The sequence below is a fragment of the Synechococcus sp. A15-28 genome (assembly GCF_014280175.1).
Classification (GTDB): domain Bacteria; phylum Cyanobacteriota; class Cyanobacteriia; order PCC-6307; family Cyanobiaceae; genus Parasynechococcus.
On record NZ_CP047931.1, the window covers coordinates 2116356 to 2133078 of the forward strand.

The following is a 16723-nucleotide window of genomic DNA, read 5'->3' on the forward strand; positions in this document are numbered from 1 at the left end:
CTTATTTACCGATGCAGAAGCGCGAAAACACCCGATCCAGCACCGCTTCGGTGAGCTCCTCACCGGTGATCTCCCCCAGCGCGCGGATCGCCTCGCGCAGATCGATGGTCCAGAAGTCCCAGGGCAATTGCTGGGCCGCCACCTCCTGGCTGCGGGCCAGCGCCTCGGCCGCGCGGGCCGCCAGATCCCGCTGCCGTTCGTTCAGCGCCAGCAGCACAGCCGAGGCATCGCCGGCGCCACAGCAGGTCAGCACCGCCTCCACCAGTTGGTCCTCCCCCTCACCACTGATGGCCGACAGCAGCACATCGGCTTCCGCGGGTGCCTCGGTCCTCAACAAATCCTGCTTATTGGCCACCACCAGGCGCGGAACCGCCGGGGGAATGCGCTCCAGCAAAGCGCGATCCGCCGGGGTCCAGCCCTGCTGGGCATCGATCACCAGCAACACCAGATCGGCTGAGGCCAGGGCCTGCTCGCTGCGGGCAATCCCCATCTGCTCCACCACGTCCTGAGTCGCACGGATGCCAGCGGTGTCGAGCAGGGTGATCGGCACCCCCTCCAGCACAATCTCGCTCTCCAGCAGGTCGCGGGTGGTGCCGGGCAGCTCGGTCACAATCGCCCGCTCCCGCCGACTGAGCCGGTTCAACAGCGAGCTCTTGCCCACATTGGGGCGGCCCACCAACGCCACCCGAAGGCCGCTGCGCAGGGCATCCCCCCGCTCGCCATCCCGCACCAACTGCTGGAGCTCCAGGCGTATGGCTTGCAGCTCCAGCAGCAGGGCCTCGCCATCCAGCGCCGGCAGGTCCTCCTCGAAGTCCACCCGGGCCTCCAGCTCGGTGAGCTGATCCAGCAACCGCTCGCGCAACGCGGTGATTTGAGCGTGAATCCCGCCATCGAGGCCAGCGATAGCCAGATCCGCCGCCCGCCGGCTGCGAGCCGCCACCAACTCACTCACCGCCTCCGCGCGGGTGAGGTCCAGACGGCCGTTGAGCACGGCCCGCTGGCTGAATTCCCCCGGCAGGGCCCGCCGAACCCCCGGTTGCTCCAGCACCCGCTCCAGCACCCGCTGCACCGCCATCACCCCGCCATGGCAGTGGATCTCCACAACGTCCTCACCGGTGAAACTGCGGGGTCTGCGCATCAGCAGCAGCAGCACCTCATCCAGGCGTCGCTGACCAGTGGCATCCAGCACGTGGCCATAGACAACACGGTGAGACTCCCAGTCCTGCCGTCCTGGGACTTGCACGATCGAACGGCCGACGTCTTCCGCCACAGGGCCTGAAACGCGGATCACAGCGATTCCGCCCTGGCCTGGGGCGACCGCCGTGGCCACAGCAGCGATGGTGTCGGAAGCGGTCAGGGAAAGGACGCCTTTCAGTACCTCATTCCTAGGATCCGCCCGTTCATCTGCCCGTCACGGTTCATGCAACGGTTGCTGCAGACCAACCGTGAACGCCTGCGCCGGGGCCTTCAGTGGCTGTGGGCGCAAGAGGGCACAGCGGGGCAACGGGCCAGGGGTGTGGCCGCCGGTGTGTTCTGCGGCTGTTACCCCTTCTTCGGGCTGCAGATGCTGCTGAGCGTTGGGCTGGCCACCCTGGTGCGTGGCAACCACCTGCTCGCCGCCGCGGGCACCCTGGTGAGCAACCCCCTCACCTACGTGCCGCTGTACTGGTTCAACTTCGTGGTGGGCAGCCGGCTGCTGGGACCGCTGGCCGGGGCCGACCTCGACGGTGTGAACCGCAGCAACCTCTGGAATCAAGGCTGGGACGTTCTGCAGCGACTTCTGCTCGGTTCGACGCTTGTGGGAGCTCTAATGGCGTTGCTGCTGGGATTGCTGGCCTACCGACTCTTTCAGCAACGCACCTTCGTCAACTGACCCCGGTTCGGGCGATGTCGATCACATCGGCCATGGAACGGATCTGATCCATCGTGCGGCTGAGCTGGTCGGAACCGCGCAGTTCCACCCGCAGATCGATCCTCGCCGGACGCCCCGCGGCGGTTTTCACCTGGGCATCGCTGACGTTGATGGCCCCATCGGACAGCCGCATCAGGATGTCCTTGAGAATGCCGACGCGGTCGATCACCTCGATCCGCAGCTGCACCGGGAAGCGTTGCAGAGGCTGGGCACCGTGGGTGTTCCAGCGCACCGGTAACCGACGTTCCTTGGGAATCGTCTCGACGTTGGCGCACTCCTGCCGGTGAATGGTGATGCCGTGGTTGCCAAGGGCCACCGTGCCGACGATCGGTTCACCGGGAAGAGGGCTGCAGCAGCCCCCCAGGCGATAGTCCAGCCCTTCGAGGCCAAGGATCGTGTCCACGCTGTGGCGATGATCCGACGTGGTCTCCCTGGGGGGGACGAGGGCCCTGGCCACCTCCTCGTTGCTGGGGGGAGCCGTGTCCTGCTCGGCGATCAGGCGGATCTCCTCGCGGAAGCGATTGAGCACCTGTTGCAACGTCACCGCACCGAAGCCGAGGGAGGCCAGCAGGTCATCTGTGGAACCAACGTTGCAGCGCTGAGCCACACGGGCCATGGCCGCACCGTTCAGGAGAGCTTCGAAGCCATCCCGTCCCAGTTCGCGCTCCAGCAACTCCTTACCCCGTTCGATCGTCTCGTCCCGGTGACTGCGCTTGTACCACTGGCGAATGCGATTGCGGGCCGTGGGGGTGGCGACGAAATTGAGCCAGTCCAGGCTCGGATGGGCCGTGTTGCTGGTGAGGATCTGAACAAAGTCACCGTTCTGCAACGCCGTGGCCAGGGGGCAGAGCCGGTCGTTGATACGCGCACCATGGCAGTGGTTGCCCACCTCAGAGTGAATCCGGTAGGCGAAGTCCACCGGCGTTGCCCCCTTGCGCAGCCCGACCACATCGCCCTTCGGCGTGAACACGAACACCTCTTCATCGAAGAGGTCCTCCTTGATCGATGAGAGGTAGTCGTTGTGGTCGTCGTTGCCACCCTCCTGCTGCCAGTCCACCAGTTGCCGCAGCCAGTTGAAGCGTTCCGCCGCGCTGCTGCTGCTGGCCGGTGAGCCGCCCTCCTTGTATTTCCAGTGCGCGGCGATGCCGAATTCCGCCACCCGGTGCATCTCGATGGTGCGGATCTGCACCTCAATCGGCCGATGGCGTCCGATGACGGCGGTGTGCAGGGATTGATAGCCGTTCGGTTTGGGCAGACCGATGTAGTCTTTGAAGCGACCGGGAATGGGTCGGAAGGTGTCGTGCACTACCGCCAAAGCACGGTAGCAGCTCTCGACACTCGGCGTGATGATCCGCAGCGCGGCCACGTCGTAGATCTCGTGGAACGCCTTCTGCTGACGCTGCATCTTGCTCCAGATGCCGTAGAGGTGCTTGGGACGACCACTCACCTCACAACCCTCGAGTCCGGCCTGAGCCAAGCGGTCGTTCAGCAGGGCGACAGTGACGCCGAGACGCTCCTCCCGCTCACTGCGCTTGCTGGCCACCTCCTGCTGGATCTCTCGGAACGCCTCCGGCTCCAGCAACTTGAAGGCCAGGTCCTCCAGTTCCCATTTGAACCGCCCGATGCCCAAGCGGTTAGCAAGGGGGGCGTAGATCTCGCGGGTCTCCCGGGCGATGCGCTGGCGCTTCTCCTCCTTGAGCGCCCCCAGCGTCCGCATGTTGTGGAGCCGGTCGGCCAGTTTCACCAGCACCACCCGGATATCACTGGCCATCGCCAGAAACATCCGCCGCAGGTTCTCGGCCTGGGCCTCGGTGCGGTTGTTGAAGTGAATGCCGCCCAGTTTCGTCACCCCCTCCACCAGCTCGCGCACCTCAGAACCGAAATGCAGCTCGATCTGGTCGGGGGTGACGTCGGTGTCCTCCACCACGTCGTGCAGGAACCCGGCCGCGATCACGCTGGCGCTGGCACCGATGTCCCTCAGCAGATCGGCAACGGCAACGGGGTGAACGATGTAGGGATCACCACTGGCCCGGAATTGGCCCTCGTGCAGCTGAAACCCGAAATCAAAGGCCGCCACCAATAGGGCTTCTGGATCCGTCGGGCAGCTCGTCCCCAGGCCCGGTGGAACGTTGAGGATGCACTGCCGCAACCACTCCGGCAGGGCGATCTCGTACTCGTCCGGATGGCGGACCGGATGACGCCTCAGCTCCGGGCCACCGCACTGCACAGGCGCCGGAGCACTCTCGGTCCGGGAAGAGTCCTGTGGTGAGGAAGCGTCGAGCATCCGACCCAGCGGGTCAATCCATGGTATGCAGTGCTCGACCCCCCGTCCTCTCCATGTCGCGCCCTGTCCTGGAGCTCGAACAGCTGCGGCTGCGCTACCCGGGCAGTGATCGCTGGACCCTCAATGGCCTTGACCTGAGCCTGATGTCCGGAGAGACCATGGCCCTGGTGGGCTCCTCGGGCTGTGGCAAGAGCACCGTGGCCCGCGCCGTGATGCAGTTGCTGCCCCCGGGCACCCAGTGCGAGGGAAGCTTGCGGTTGACCGGCATCGACCCACGGACGTTGGATCGCCCCGCTCTGCGACGGCTGCGGGGTCAGGCCGCCGGGCTGGTGTTTCAGGACCCGATGACCCGGCTGAATCCGTTGATGACGGTCGGCGCTCATCTGCTGGATACCCTGAAGGCCCATCGACCGGACAGCAGCGACCGCTGGCGGCGCCAGCGCTGTGATGAGCTGCTGGAGCGGGTGGGCATTGGCGCCCGGCGTCGGCGCGCGTTCCCCCATGAACTGAGCGGTGGCATGCGTCAGCGCCTGGCCATCGCCCTCGCCATTGCGCTCGAACCGCCTCTGCTCATCGCCGATGAGCCCACCACCAGCCTGGATGTCGCCGTGGCCGGGCAGGTCATGGCCGAGCTGAGCGGTCTTTGCGCGGAAATGGGCAGTGCCCTGCTGTTGATCAGCCACGATCTGGCCATGGCAGCGCGCTGGTGTGAGCGCATGGCGATGCTCGATGGTGGCCTCAAGGTGGAGGACGGCCCGAGCCGACAGCTGCTGACGCAGCCCCGTTCCGAGGTCGGGCAGCGATTGGTGGCCTCGGCCCGGGCCCGGGAAGGGGGGCAGACGCCGTCGAGGCCCAAAGCTCAACCGGTGCTGACCGTGGACGCGATGCGCTGCTGGCACAGCGTCGGCGGCACCCCCTGGTCCCCCGTCTGGCTCAAGGCGGTGGATGGCATCAGCCTGGAGTTACGCGCCGGAGAAAGCCTCGGAGTCGTGGGAGCCTCCGGCTGCGGCAAGAGCACCCTCTGCCGGGCCTTGATGGGTCTCAACACCATTCGCGGCGGCCGCGTTGACCTGTTGGGCCAGAACCTGCTCAACCTCAAGGGTGAACCGTTGCGCCAGGCACGCCGAGTCCTGCAGATGGTGTTTCAGGACCCACTGGCCTGTCTCAATCCGGCCCTGAGCGTGGCGGAGGCCATTGCCGACCCCTTACTCATTCATGGCCTGTGCAGTAAGGCTGCCGCCCGCCAGCGGGCACGGGAGCTGATGGAGCGGGTTGGCCTCAACCCAGCTGAACAGTTCCAGGATCGTCTTCCCCGCCAACTCTCCGGCGGACAGCAACAGCGGGTGGCCATTGCCCGGGCCCTGGCGCTGCAGCCGAAGGTGCTGATCTGCGACGAAAGCGTCAGCATGCTGGATGCTGAGGTGCAGGCCGAGGTGCTGGCGCTGCTGCGGGAGCTGCAGCAGGAGCTGGGGCTGGCGATGATTTTCGTGACGCACGACCTCTCAGTGGCCAGCGGGTTCTGTCATCGCGTGATCGTGTTGGACAAGGGGGAGATCGTGGAGGAAGGACCGGGTGAGCGGATCTTCCAGGCCCCTCAGGCCGCCATCAGCCGCACGCTGGTGGATGCATGTCCGCGCTTGCCTTGACACCCTTGGTGGGTTGCTGCCATCGGCCCATGGGATCCCGTGTCCGCACTGCTATCGCTGTGGCAGGTCTTCTGCTGATCTGGAGAGGATCACCGGCTCTCGCCACACCACCCCAGGTGGTGGAGGTGCCCGCCGGGCCGGCCTTTGTCCAGCGACCGGGGGAAGCTCAGATCCCCGCTCGTCAGGGGCAGTCGCTGATCCCATCCACCCTGCTGCGCACCAGCAAACCCGGACGAATGCAGGTGAAGCTCAGCAACGGCCGCCAGTTCCGCATGGGGGGCGATGCCAAGCTGAAGCTGGCGGGTGCGGGCGTCGAACTGCTGAAGGGATCGATCATCGGCTGGATCAGTCCATCCATCACCAACCGACGTCCGTTTCAGATCCGCACGCGACTGGCCACCGCATCAATCCAGGGAACCACGGTGTTTCTGGAACTCAATGATGACACCTTCCGCGTGTTCAGCTGGGAAGGGGCCGTGCAGGTGCGCACCAAGGACGGCGAGGAATTCACGCTGCAGAGCGGCCAGCAACTGCTGCTGGATCTCAAACGCCAGCTCGATGACACCCGGGGACGGGTCACGGATGCCATCGAATGGGAGCCCCCAGCCCCCATGGCCAACACCGACATTGATCGGAGGATGAAGGGCAGTGCCTTGATCAATGGCTTTTCGACACCGCTGGACACCCTTCCCATCATCGAGCGGGAACTGGGGACCAGCGCCGCGCCACGAGATTGATGAAGCGATGGGCCATGCCGGTGCTCTGGCGGCTGGGGGTGGTGATTCCGCTCCTGCTGGCACCGGCCTTGGCGACAGCCGATGCCCTCACCCACCAACTGCTGATGCAATGGCGCGGTGCCAGGCCGCTTCCGGATGACCTGGTTCTCATCGGCGTGGATGAAGCCTCCCTCGATCCGGCCTTGGCGGACTTCGGGCCTTGGCCATGGCCGCGCAGTGTTCAGGCCACCCTGGCCGCCCTCCCCCTTAAGCATGGGGCGTCGCAGGTGGTGTTCAACATCGTCCATTCCGGCGCCAGCGGTTTCGGGCCGGAGGACGACGCGGGCTTTGTGCAGCAGCTTCTGCCTTGGCGAGAGCGCGTTGTGCTCAGTGCGAGCTACATCCGCCAGCAGGCCAGTGACCTGGAACAGGTCCAACTGCGACGCCCTCAGGCCGAGCAATTCCCGAGGGTGGGCCTGTCGAGTTTCGTGCTGAACAGTTTCGGCGTGGTGGAGGCAACACCCGGCCAGGAGGAACTGGAGCGAATGCTCTCCGGATTTCCCCAACCCTGGCCCAAACCGCTGGCCAATGTGACTGCAGCCACTTCGGTGCCGCGGCATGACACCGGCCTGGAGGTGCTGGGTCCGGCCGGTCATATCCCGATCATCCCGGCCTGGGGGGTGACCGACCTGCCGGCGGACAGCTGGAGGGGCAAGACGGTGATCATCGGCGCCACGGCCCCGTCTCTTGGAGATCAACTGGAAACACCCTTTGGTCAACTGAGCGGATCGGAGGTGCTGTACGCCGCCATTGCAGGAGAACTCCAGGGCAAGGGGTTCCGCAGACCCCACCCGGCCCTCTGGAGTTGCCTTGCCCTGGTCTGGGGACTGCTGCTGCTCTGGCGCATCAATGTGGGCCGGACCGCAGCCGCCACCACCACCGCAGGCCTCCTGCTCGCGGGGCTGGGGGGCGGAGTCACCGTGCTGGGCTGGGTCTCCGGTTTCTGGCTGCCAGCCACGGCGCTCTGTCTGTCGCCACTGCTCGGGGGTGGCCTGCGGGCGACGGCTCAGTTTCAGCACGAAAGTCGTCAGCGACGGTTTTTGCACACCGTGCTTTCTCGCCGCGTCTCCCCCACCCTGATGGCCGACATGGTCCGCTCTGGAGAAGCGGTGTGGACCCAGCTTGGGGGGCAACGAAGCCGCTGCGTGGTGCTGTTCACCGATCTGGTGGGGTTCACCACCCGCAGCAGCGTGATGGAACCCGACACGCTGTTCGCACTGATGAATCGCTACTTCGAGGCGATTTCTGCTCCTGTTCTGCAGGAGCAAGGACTGCTCGACAAGTTCATCGGTGATGCGCTGATGGCGGAATTCGGAATCCCCCACAACCGCGGCGACCGGGAGGAAGCCCTGGCGGCAGTCCGTGCTGCTCTAGCGATGCAGAGCAATCTCGACAGCTTGAACACAACCCTGGAGGCTGAGGGGGTGGAACCCCTCGCCCAAGGCATTGGAATGCATTTCGGTGAGGTAATGGCTGGCAATCTCGGCTCAAGCCATCGCCTGGAGTACACGGTGATCGGTTCGGCGGTGAATGTGGCCAGCCGCCTGGAAGGGTTGACCCGACGCTTCAAGGAGCATCCGATCCTGATCAGTGGGGAACTGCGGGAGTTGCTCGGGGATGCCGTGGAGGTGGTCGACCTCGGGCCACAGATGGTGAAGGGATGGCCCACTCCCGTGCAGGTCTTCGGGCTGAAGGGGCTCAACACCCCAAAGACCGACCGATCTGATCGGATTAACCTGAGACGGGCGGTTTGAGGCCATGTCCTTCCCCTCTTTCCTGCGCGAACTGGGCCAGTTGATTCAGGAGCGTGCGGTGATCAGCTGCACTCATCCGCGCCTGGTGGCGATGGATACTGTCAATGAGCTGGCAGGACTCACCTGCGCCCATCCAGGTCTGATCACAGCATCCGGTTCAGACGTGCTCTCCCACCTTGAGCGACATCCTGCCAAGGCAATTCTGTTCATCACAGAACATGTTCAAGACGGCCACGGCCTCGAGTTGATCCGAGAGGTGCATCGACGCGATTCGAGTCACCGCAGCGTGTTGATCCTCACGGACAATCACGGTCACAGCGTTCAAACACTGCAGGATCCAGCTTTAGCAGCTGTTGTGCTGGATCAGAACATCGGCGGGCCGACCTGCGTTCTCACCAAGGCCCTGGCCGCGGTGAACCACGGCGAACGCTTCGTGGACCCTGCCATCAGCACCGGCGCCAAGACAGACGTAACGATGGAAAGCCTCAGCGACAGGGAACGGGAAGTACTGAGCCTGGTGGCCGACGGACTGAGCAATAAGGAAGTTGCAGAGCGCCTCCACCTCGCCTCCACCACCGTGCGCGACCACATGCAATCCGTGATGCGCAAACTCCAGGTGAAAAGCCGCACCGGAGCGGCGGTGGCTGGGTTTCGGCAGGGACTGCTAACAGCCTGAATCAGGCTGCCCTGGACACGTCGCTGGACGCTGGCACGATCCTGTCCCGCGGCTGATCGACGACAATCAGATGCCGTCTGATGTGGGTCGGCATCACCTGATTGCGCAGCGAGCGCAGCAGGGCAGACACCCAGATGCGGCGGCAACGCAAACGGATGGCCACGATCAATCGTTCCAAGAATTGGTCTATGGAAAAGAGTTCCTGCGATTTGTCAAGCGATTCGCCTGCGCAGGACCTCCAGCAACCGCTCGATCACGGGCGGCAGGGGCGCTTGAAACAGCATGCGTTCGCCGCTGATCGGATGATCCAGACCCAGTTCAAAGGCATGCAGCGCCTGGCCCGGCAACTCCATCGGCAATTTGCGGCAGCGGCTGTAGGTGGGATCCCCCACCACCGGATGGTTCATATGGGCGCAGTGCACCCGGATCTGATGGGTACGGCCGGTGTCCAGCTTGAAGCGCAGCAGTGAGTAATCCCCCAGCCGTTCCTGCAAGGTCCAGTGGGTGCAGGCATAACGACCGGAGTCATCGCTGACCACGGCGTACTTTTTGCGATCGGCAGGATGGCGGCCGATGGCGCCCACGATCCTGCCGCTGTCGCCACCTGGCACACCGTGCACCACGGCCAGATACTCCCGTGAAGCGATCCGCTTCTGGATCTGCCCCTGCAACCGCACCAGCGCCTCCTGGGATTTGGCGATGACGATGCAACCGGTGGTGTCCTTGTCCAGACGGTGCACGATGCCCGGCCGCAGCTTGCCGCTGATGCCAGGGAGATCAGGGCAGTGATGCAGCAGGCCGTTCACCAGCGTGCCGTCCTTGTTGCCAGGAGCCGGATGCACCGTGAGGCCCGCTGGCTTGTTGACCACGATCAGGTGGTCGTCCTCGAACAAGACGTCCAACTCCATCGCTTCCGGCTTCAGGTAGGGGAGCGGTTCCGGTGGTGGCATCCACAGCTGGACTTCATCGCCTTGACGCAGAGGTGTTTTGGCCTTGCCGGTTTTTCCGTTCACCCGCACGTAACCGGCATCAATGAATTTCTGGATCCGGGCGCGGCTTTGCTCCGTGCGCTGACTCACCAACCAGCGGTCCAGCCGCATGGGAAGCGGTTTGGGGTAAACAAGCGTCAGCAATTCACCCTCACCTTCTCCGAAGGACGCACTGAAGGTCTCCTCCGGTAGGGGAGGTCGCTTCCAGGTGGGGCTCATGCCGGCAGCTCCAAGGCAATGCTGCCCAGGGCGGATTTACGGAAGTCATCCAACAAGCGCTGGGCCATCCGAGCCGTATCACCGGAGGTGTGGCGCTGGGCTGCAGCCTCCAACCAATAGGCGGGATCCGCTGTCTCGTCCTGGACGGGAATGCCGTAGCGCTTCTCCAGAACGGCCATGGCAACGCCAGAGGCCTGCTGCGGCTGCAGCTCCATCAGCAACTGCAGAAAGGCCTGAGCCACCAGCTCGCCGTCGTAGGCGGCCTGACCGATGTCGTCGCAGAGGGCCAGGTGAAGCGCCGCCTGCTGATCATCCAGCCGCGGCGGCAACACCCCGGGGGCATCGAGCAGATCGAGGTCCTGCCCCAGCCGCACCCAACGCAAGGTGCGGGTGACGCCAGCCCGCCGGGCACTGGCCACCACCTTCTGCTTCACCAGACGGTTGATCAGCGCTGACTTGCCCACGTTTGGGAAGCCCAGCGTCAGAGCCCGCACCGGGCGGGGCCGCATGCCGCGGTTGCGACGTCGTTCATTCAGCTGATCACCGGCTCGGATTGCTGCCTGCTGCACCTGCTTCACACCGGTGCCCGCCTTGGCATCGCACCAGACCGTGCGCTGGCCGCGGCCCTTGAACCAGGCCTCCCAGGCCTCCCGAGCCGCCGGCGTCACCATGTCGCGCCGGTTGATCACCAGCAGGTGCTGCTTTCCCTTGAGCCAACGGTCCAGATGGGGATGCCCCGTCGCCAGGGGGATCCGGGCATCTCGGACTTCAATCACCAAATCCACCTTGTCGAGGTGTCGGCTGAGCTGCTGCTCCGCCTTGGCGATGTGGCCGGGGTACCACTGGATGGCCGGGGTACTCACAGCACCACCGAGGTGTTGAAGCTCACGCCGCCGGGTCCCATCACGTTCACAGCACCATTCAACTTGTCCGCCACGTCGGGGAATCCAGCGGCCATGGACAGGAGAACGGTCTCCAACATGGGTGCTCGGTGATGCGAAAACACGGGTTAATCTCCTCCCGATTTCCTACCGCACGACACAACCCCATGGCGAAGCGTTCCCTGGCCAGCCTTAACGCCGGCGACCTGAGCGGCAAACGCGTTCTCGTGCGGGTTGATTTCAACGTGCCCCTCAACGACGCCGGTGCCATCACCGATGACACCCGCATCCGCGCCGCCCTCCCCACCATCAACGACCTGATCGGCAAGGGCGCCAAGGTCATCCTGTCGGCCCACTTCGGCCGCCCCAAGGGCCAGGTGAACGACGCCATGCGCCTGACTCCCGTGGCTGCTCGCCTCAGTGAGCTGCTGGGCAAGCCCGTGGCCAAGACCGACAGCTGCATTGGCCCCGATGCCGAAGCCAAGGTGGGCGCCATGGCCAACGGCGATGTGGTGCTGCTGGAGAACGTGCGCTTCTTCGCTGAGGAAGAGAAGAACGAAGCCGGTTTCGCTGAGAAGCTCGCGGGTTTGGCTGAGGTGTACGTCAACGATGCCTTCGGCGCCGCCCACCGCGCCCACGCCTCCACCGAGGGTGTGACCAAGTTCCTCAAGCCCGCCGTCGCCGGCTTCCTGATGGAGAAGGAGCTTCAGTACCTGCAGGGTGCTGTGGATGAGCCCAAGCGTCCCCTGGCCTCCATCGTCGGCGGTTCCAAGGTGAGCTCCAAGATCGGCGTGCTCGAAGCCCTGATCGACAAGTGCGACAAGGTGCTGATCGGCGGCGGCATGATCTTCACCTTCTACAAGGCCCGCGGCCTCTCGGTGGGCAAGAGCCTGGTGGAAGAGGACAAGCTGGAGCTGGCCAAGGAGCTGGAAGCCAAGGCCAAGGCCAAGGGCGTTGAGCTGCTGCTGCCCACCGACGTGGTGCTGGCGGACAACTTCGCCCCCGATGCCAACAGCCAGGTGGCTGATGTCACCGCCATCCCCGACGGCTGGATGGGTCTGGACATCGGTCCCGATGCGGTGAAGGTGTTCCAGGCCGCCCTGGCCGACTGTCAGACCGTGATCTGGAACGGTCCCATGGGTGTGTTCGAATTCGAGAAGTTCGCCACCGGCACCAACGCCATCGCCACCACCCTGGCGGAGCTAAGCGGCAAGGGCTGCTGCACGATCATCGGCGGCGGCGACTCCGTGGCTGCTGTGGAGAAGGCCGGTCTGGCCGAGAAGATGTCCCACATCTCCACAGGCGGCGGCGCCAGCCTCGAACTGCTGGAAGGCAAGGTGCTGCCCGGTGTGGCCGCCCTCAACGACGCCGCCTGATCAACAGGCCAACGTCTTCTTTAACTTGATTCATTAACGCCCGGCGGTCCTGTTTTAGGGACTTCCGGGCTTGTTTTTTGCGTTGACGGCAGTCCTTCAAATCGCTTATGGACTGTGCAGCATCCATACAGAGCTGCGTGCTCTGCAACAGCTTGAGGCGCTGGTTGATTGTCTGCCGGGACCAGTTTTGAATGACGCCTGGGCTGACCGCTTCATGGGCTCAGGGTTCGGCATGCCTTCACTCTGATGGGAGCGTTCAAGCAAGATCTGCATGCTTCGGGCCCAAGCCATGACCAGATGTGACCTGAACCTTGGCTTCATCGGCCTAGGTGCCATCGGCCTGCCGATGGCTACCAATCTCTGCCAAGCCGGCGTCCCGCTCGCCGTGCACAGCCGGAGCCGGCACGCGGAAACAGCACCCGGCCTCCAGGGAGCACGCCCATGCGCCAGTCCGGCCGAAGCCGCCGAAGCCGCCGACGTGTTGTTGATCTGCGTCAGCGATGACGCCGCCGTGGAGACCGTGCTGTTCGGAGCTGATGGAGCAGCCTCGGCCCTCCGCCCCGGATCGGTGGTGGTGGATTGCTCAACGATCGCGCCAGCGACAGCCATTGCTTGCGCTGAGCGCCTGGCCCGGAAGGGCATCAGCTATCTCGATGCACCGGTGACCGGTGGCACCGAGGGAGCCAAGGCAGGAACGCTGACGCTGTTGGTGGGCGGGGAACCGGAGGCCCTGGAACGGACGCGCCCGATCCTCGAGGTCATCGGCGGCACGATCCACCATTTCGGGCCTGTGGGTCGCGGCCAGCAGGTGAAGGCGGTGAACCAGGTGCTGGTGGCCGGCAGCTATGCCGCAGTAGCCGAAGCGATGGCCCTGGGAGAACGGCTCGACCTGCCGATGGATCAAGTGGTGGAGGCGTTAAAGCACGGGGCCGCTGGCTCCTGGGCCCTCGAACACCGAGCCCCGGGCATGCTGGCAGGGCGGTACCCCCTGGGCTTCAAGCTTGCTCTGCACCACAAGGATCTTGGGATCGCGCTGGATGCAGCAAAAAACATGCAGTTGGAACTGCCCATCAGCCACCTAGTGCAACAGCTGGAAGAGGGCCTGATGCAACAAGGGCATGGCGATGAGGACGTCTCTGCCCTGCATCGCCAATTCAGAGCGAAATCGTGAGGTTATAGATGATATATTGGATCAATACCGTGCCAACTCGGCGGTTGTGCTCACCACCCGAACCTGCTGAGTCGCGGTGACCACGCCATCGGGGTGCACCAGCATCAGGGCCCATGCCTGAATCCCCGGGCGTTGCGGTGCCTGCACCTGCTTGAACAAGCCTCCGCCGCCGAGGGGAGCCAGCTGGATGGTGGGACGTTGCTGGTCGAGGCGCTGATCCGGCGTGAGTTCGATCAACCCTCCTGCCGCTACCGCCTGACCCAAAGGCTCATCAAAGATGACATCGATGTCGTAGCGGCTGCCGGTGAGCACCGCGTCTGGGACCTGCACGGTGATAGGCAACGAAGCCGTGCCGCTGCGCAACAGCGAGTGCTCATCGATCACCTCCTCCTCCAGCAACACACCGGCCTCGATCCGTCCGGCGAGGACCTGCGACGCCTCAAGCCGATAGTTCAGGCCATCAGCCTGCCTAGTACCACGCACGTTGACCCTCAGGCGGGAGCGGCCATCGGCCAGGGGATCCATCGCCTCGACACTCCAGCTGGCCTCCGGGAACGCAGCGGATAAATCGTCATAACGACGCCGAATCGTGCTCTGGAGATCAGGCCCCGTGAGATGGAGCAGTCCTTCGGCATCGCGACTGTTGAGGGCCATCTCCAGGCGACTCCCATACCCTGCCGCCGGGGATGGGGCCGCGACACTCGACGCCACCACCGGCAACGGCAGCGCCAACGCACACACCAGGCTCAGAAGGGCTGCTCGCACTGAAGACCGCACCAGACCAACCCCGTCAATCGACCTAAGTTAGGCGCCACCAACGGGGACGTCCGCCGCCATGACCCGGCTTCTGATCGCCGCCAGCGGCACCGGCGGCCACCTGTTCCCGGCCCTGGCGGTGGCGGACTGTCTCGATGAGGGCTGGCAGGTGCGCTGGCTCGGTGTGCCGGACCGCCTCGAAACACAGCTGGTGCCGGAACGTTTCCGGCTGATCACCGTTCAAGCCGGGGGCCTGCAGGGCAGCGGCTTGCGCAAGCTCTGGCAGCTACTGAGGCTGGTGGCGGCTGGCTTTCGGGTGCGGCGCCTGTTGAAACGTGAACGCACCCAGGTGGTGTTCACCACCGGCGGCTACATCGCAGCGCCGGCGATCCTCGCGGCTCGACTCTGCGGCATCCCCGCCGTTCTGCATGAAGCCAACGCCGTCCCCGGCCGCGTCACGCGACTGCTCGCCCGCTTCTGCACTGCCGTGGCCATCGGTCTGCCGGCGGCCTCAGAACGCATCCCCGGCTGCAGACCATTGCTCACAGGGATGCCGGTCCGCAGCAGCTTCCTCAACCCCCAACCGTTGCCGGACTGGGTGCCCACTGGGGAGGGGCCGCTGCTGGTGGTGATCGGCGGCAGCCAGGGAGCGGTTGGCCTCAACCGCATGGTGCGAGCGGTCCTGCCGGAGCTGCTGGAGCAGGGCTGCCGGGTGGTGCACCTCACCGGCCGCAACGACCCCGAGGTGGGCCAGATGCAGCATCCGCTGCTGGCGGAGCGTTCCTTCAGCGATGAGATTCCAGGCCTGCTGCAACATGCCGACCTCGCCGTCAGCCGAGCTGGCGCCGGCAGCCTCAGCGAACTGGCGGTGTGCGGGACTCCCACCATCCTGGTGCCCTTCCCCCAGGCTGCGGATCAACACCAGGAGGCCAATGCCGCCTGCGCCGCTGAAGTTGGCGGGGCGGTGATCGTCCATCAGCACGCACCGGAGGAGCCGGTGCTGATGCAAACGATTGAACGGCTGCTCGGGGCACGGCTCGGCCGCCCCCAGGCGGATCCCACCTTGCTTCCGACCATGCGCCGGGGCATGCAACACCTTGCGGTGCAGGACGCCGATCAACGGCTGATGGATCTGCTGCAAAGCCTTGTGGCCTGAACTCAGTGCTGGGGAGCACGCTGCAGCTCCCGCCGCAGGGCGCGAACGATGCGGCGGTTGTTCCAACGGGACTGCAGGCCGATCCGCAGCCAACACTCCCCCAGACCGGCGAAGGATCGACAATCCCGCAACAGAATCCGATGGCGCTTTTCAAGCGCTTCGCGCAGGGGCACCTGGGAGGTCTCACTGCGGATGAGCAGATAGTTCGCCGCCGACGGCATGGCGCAGATCCCGGGCAGGGCAGCCAACTGCCGCTGCATCCAGACCCCCTCCGTTGCCGTCCAACGCTGCACGCGCTCACACCAGCGTCGGTAATGCCGAGGAGATGCCAACAACCGTTCGCCAACAGCTAAAGCAATGCCATTCACCGGCCAGGGGTCACGCCATGCCGCCCAGCGCTGCAACCGCTCGGGCTGTGCAACGGCATAGCCCAGACGCAGCCCGGCGATGCCATACAGCTTGGTGAGGCTGCGGATCACCACCAGGTTGGGGTGGTGCTGCACCAGCGGAATCAGCGACTGCCGCTCGCCATCGGGCACCAACGGCAGGAAGGCTTCATCGCAGATCACCAGCGAATAGCGCTCGAGCAGTGGTACGAGCGACTCACAACTCCACAACTGGCCTGTGGGGTTGTGAGGGTTGCAGATCCAGAGCACTTCAGCCTGGCTTGGCTTCGGCAGGGGCTGGGGAGCATCAGCGCACCAGTCCAGCGGCAGCTGCTGACCCATCCAGGGCCCATCCCAGCAACCGAGGGCTCGGCTGTAGTCAGCGAAACCAGGAGATGGCAGCAGACTCAACCCCGTTCCAGCTGCATCACGCGCAGCCCAGGTGAACAGTTCTGCGGCCCCGTTACCCGGCAACAACATCGCACCGGGAACGGCGTGCAACCGCGCCAGGTTGCGACGCAAACCACTGAGATGACGATCGGGGTAGTCACGAATGAGTGATCGCCTCAGCGGCGGCAGACGGGGGGTCCAGGGCACCAGAGATGCGCTGGCATCCAGCAGATCTGAGGGTCGACAGCCAAGGCGCGCTGCAATCGAAGCCCGGTTGCCGCCGTGACGGTGCTCGACGTCCATCCCGACTCCCGATGAACTCAAGCAGCCAATTTTTAAGTATGCCAATTG

16 protein-coding genes are annotated in these 16723 nt (G+C 64.9%); 8 read left to right on the forward strand and 8 right to left on the reverse strand.

Translation table 11 applies throughout. The features are described 5' to 3' along the window. Position 1: 1 nt before the first annotated feature. Positions 2-1357, reverse strand: a complete 1356-nt coding sequence (gene mnmE / locus SynA1528_RS12050) for a tRNA uridine-5-carboxymethylaminomethyl(34) synthesis GTPase MnmE (RefSeq protein ID WP_186588486.1) — start codon at positions 1355-1357, stop codon at positions 2-4. Between the two features lie 63 nt (positions 1358-1420). On the opposite strand from mnmE, the gene SynA1528_RS12055 reads away from it, so the two are divergent. After that, positions 1421-1873 (forward strand): DUF2062 domain-containing protein, encoded by a 453-nt coding sequence (locus SynA1528_RS12055; protein WP_186586944.1) that lies wholly within the window; start codon positions 1421-1423, stop codon positions 1871-1873. Here SynA1528_RS12055 and SynA1528_RS12060 read toward each other — a convergent pair. Further along, entirely contained in the window at positions 1866-4196 is a 2331-nt protein-coding gene (locus SynA1528_RS12060; protein ID WP_186586945.1) for a RelA/SpoT family protein, read from the reverse strand. The two genes, SynA1528_RS12055 and SynA1528_RS12060, sit on opposite strands and share 8 nt — an antisense overlap. Before the next feature lie 20 nt (positions 4197-4216). Here SynA1528_RS12060 and SynA1528_RS12065 point away from each other — a divergent pair, with 20 nt between their 5' ends. From SynA1528_RS12065 to SynA1528_RS12080, 4 genes are read left to right on the forward strand one after another with little or no spacing between them, the layout of a single operon-like run. Next, positions 4217-5842: an ABC transporter ATP-binding protein gene (locus tag SynA1528_RS12065; protein WP_186586946.1), complete on the forward strand. Its 1626-nt coding sequence runs from the start codon at positions 4217-4219 to the stop codon at positions 5840-5842. A 29-nt stretch (positions 5843-5871) separates the two neighbouring features. After that, positions 5872-6579, forward strand: coding sequence for a FecR domain-containing protein (locus SynA1528_RS12070; protein WP_186586947.1), 708 nt, complete (start codon positions 5872-5874; stop codon positions 6577-6579). Beyond that, positions 6579-8372: an adenylate/guanylate cyclase domain-containing protein gene (locus SynA1528_RS12075; protein WP_186586948.1), complete on the forward strand. Its 1794-nt coding sequence runs from the start codon at positions 6579-6581 to the stop codon at positions 8370-8372. Before SynA1528_RS12070 ends, SynA1528_RS12075 begins: the two co-directional genes overlap by 1 nt. Before the next feature lie 4 nt (positions 8373-8376). Next, positions 8377-9048 carry a response regulator transcription factor gene (locus SynA1528_RS12080; RefSeq protein WP_186586949.1) on the forward strand — a complete coding sequence of 224 codons (672 nt, stop codon included), beginning with the start codon at positions 8377-8379 and terminating at the stop codon, positions 9046-9048. 1 nt (position 9049) lies between these two features. On the opposite strand, the gene SynA1528_RS12085 is transcribed toward SynA1528_RS12080, so the two are convergent. From SynA1528_RS12085 to SynA1528_RS13305, 4 genes are read right to left on the reverse strand one after another with little or no spacing between them, the layout of a single operon-like run. Further along, positions 9050-9211: a hypothetical protein gene (locus tag SynA1528_RS12085; RefSeq protein WP_186586950.1), complete on the reverse strand. Its 162-nt coding sequence runs from the start codon at positions 9209-9211 to the stop codon at positions 9050-9052. A gap of 49 nt (positions 9212-9260) precedes the next feature. Beyond that, entirely contained in the window at positions 9261-10256 is a 996-nt protein-coding gene (locus tag SynA1528_RS12090; RefSeq protein ID WP_186586951.1) for an RluA family pseudouridine synthase, read from the reverse strand. Then, the gene (gene ylqF / locus SynA1528_RS12095) at positions 10253-11119 is read right to left on the reverse strand and encodes a ribosome biogenesis GTPase YlqF (RefSeq protein WP_186586952.1); all 867 of its coding nucleotides are present in this window, start codon (positions 11117-11119) and stop codon (positions 10253-10255) included. The genes SynA1528_RS12090 and ylqF overlap by 4 nt, the downstream gene beginning before the upstream one ends. Next, complete coding sequence (locus tag SynA1528_RS13305) at positions 11116-11238, reverse strand: hypothetical protein (RefSeq protein ID WP_286187832.1); 123 nt, start codon at positions 11236-11238, stop codon at positions 11116-11118. Before SynA1528_RS13305 ends, ylqF begins: the two co-directional genes overlap by 4 nt. Positions 11239-11304: 66 nt before the next feature. On the opposite strand from SynA1528_RS13305, the gene SynA1528_RS12100 reads away from it, so the two are divergent. Both SynA1528_RS12100 and SynA1528_RS12105 read left to right on the forward strand, forming a co-directional pair. After that, positions 11305-12513 (forward strand): phosphoglycerate kinase, encoded by a 1209-nt coding sequence (locus SynA1528_RS12100; RefSeq protein WP_186586953.1) that lies wholly within the window; start codon positions 11305-11307, stop codon positions 12511-12513. Positions 12514-12802: 289 nt separating this feature from the next. Beyond that, positions 12803-13684, forward strand: coding sequence for an NAD(P)-dependent oxidoreductase (locus tag SynA1528_RS12105; RefSeq protein ID WP_186586954.1), 882 nt, complete (start codon positions 12803-12805; stop codon positions 13682-13684). Positions 13685-13705: 21 nt separating this feature from the next. Here the strand turns inward: SynA1528_RS12105 and SynA1528_RS12110 are convergent, their stop codons facing one another. Then, a complete protein-coding gene (locus SynA1528_RS12110; protein WP_186586955.1) occupies positions 13706-14461 on the reverse strand; it encodes a DUF8623 domain-containing protein in 756 nt (251 codons plus the stop codon). 58 nt (positions 14462-14519) lie between these two features. On the opposite strand from SynA1528_RS12110, the gene murG reads away from it, so the two are divergent. Beyond that, positions 14520-15596, forward strand: coding sequence for an undecaprenyldiphospho-muramoylpentapeptide beta-N-acetylglucosaminyltransferase (gene murG / locus SynA1528_RS12115; RefSeq protein ID WP_186586956.1), 1077 nt, complete (start codon positions 14520-14522; stop codon positions 15594-15596). A 2-nt stretch (positions 15597-15598) separates the two neighbouring features. Here murG and SynA1528_RS12120 read toward each other — a convergent pair whose 3' ends face one another. Beyond that, the gene (locus SynA1528_RS12120; RefSeq protein WP_186586957.1) at positions 15599-16675 is read right to left on the reverse strand and encodes an aminotransferase class I/II-fold pyridoxal phosphate-dependent enzyme; all 1077 of its coding nucleotides are present in this window, start codon (positions 16673-16675) and stop codon (positions 15599-15601) included. Between the last annotated feature and the right edge of the window lie 48 nt (positions 16676-16723).

Coding starts and splice junctions, on each gene's coding strand:
- SynA1528_RS12075 (WP_186586948.1), top strand. CDS start 6,579: ATGAAGCGATGGGCCATGCCGGTGCTCTGGCGGCTGGGGGTGGTGATT.
- SynA1528_RS12065 (WP_186586946.1), top strand. CDS start 4,217: ATGGTATGCAGTGCTCGACCCCCCGTCCTCTCCATGTCGCGCCCTGTC.
- SynA1528_RS12100 (WP_186586953.1), top strand. CDS start 11,305: ATGGCGAAGCGTTCCCTGGCCAGCCTTAACGCCGGCGACCTGAGCGGC.
- SynA1528_RS13305 (WP_286187832.1), bottom strand. CDS start 11,238: ATGTTGGAGACCGTTCTCCTGTCCATGGCCGCTGGATTCCCCGACGTG.
- SynA1528_RS12070 (WP_186586947.1), top strand. CDS start 5,872: ATGGGATCCCGTGTCCGCACTGCTATCGCTGTGGCAGGTCTTCTGCTG.
- SynA1528_RS12080 (WP_186586949.1), top strand. CDS start 8,377: ATGTCCTTCCCCTCTTTCCTGCGCGAACTGGGCCAGTTGATTCAGGAG.
- SynA1528_RS12055 (WP_186586944.1), top strand. CDS start 1,421: ATGCAACGGTTGCTGCAGACCAACCGTGAACGCCTGCGCCGGGGCCTT.
- SynA1528_RS12120 (WP_186586957.1), bottom strand. CDS start 16,675: ATGGACGTCGAGCACCGTCACGGCGGCAACCGGGCTTCGATTGCAGCG.
- SynA1528_RS12060 (WP_186586945.1), bottom strand. CDS start 4,196: ATGCTCGACGCTTCCTCACCACAGGACTCTTCCCGGACCGAGAGTGCT.
- murG (WP_186586956.1), top strand. CDS start 14,520: ATGACCCGGCTTCTGATCGCCGCCAGCGGCACCGGCGGCCACCTGTTC.
- SynA1528_RS12090 (WP_186586951.1), bottom strand. CDS start 10,256: ATGAGCCCCACCTGGAAGCGACCTCCCCTACCGGAGGAGACCTTCAGT.
- SynA1528_RS12105 (WP_186586954.1), top strand. CDS start 12,803: ATGACCAGATGTGACCTGAACCTTGGCTTCATCGGCCTAGGTGCCATC.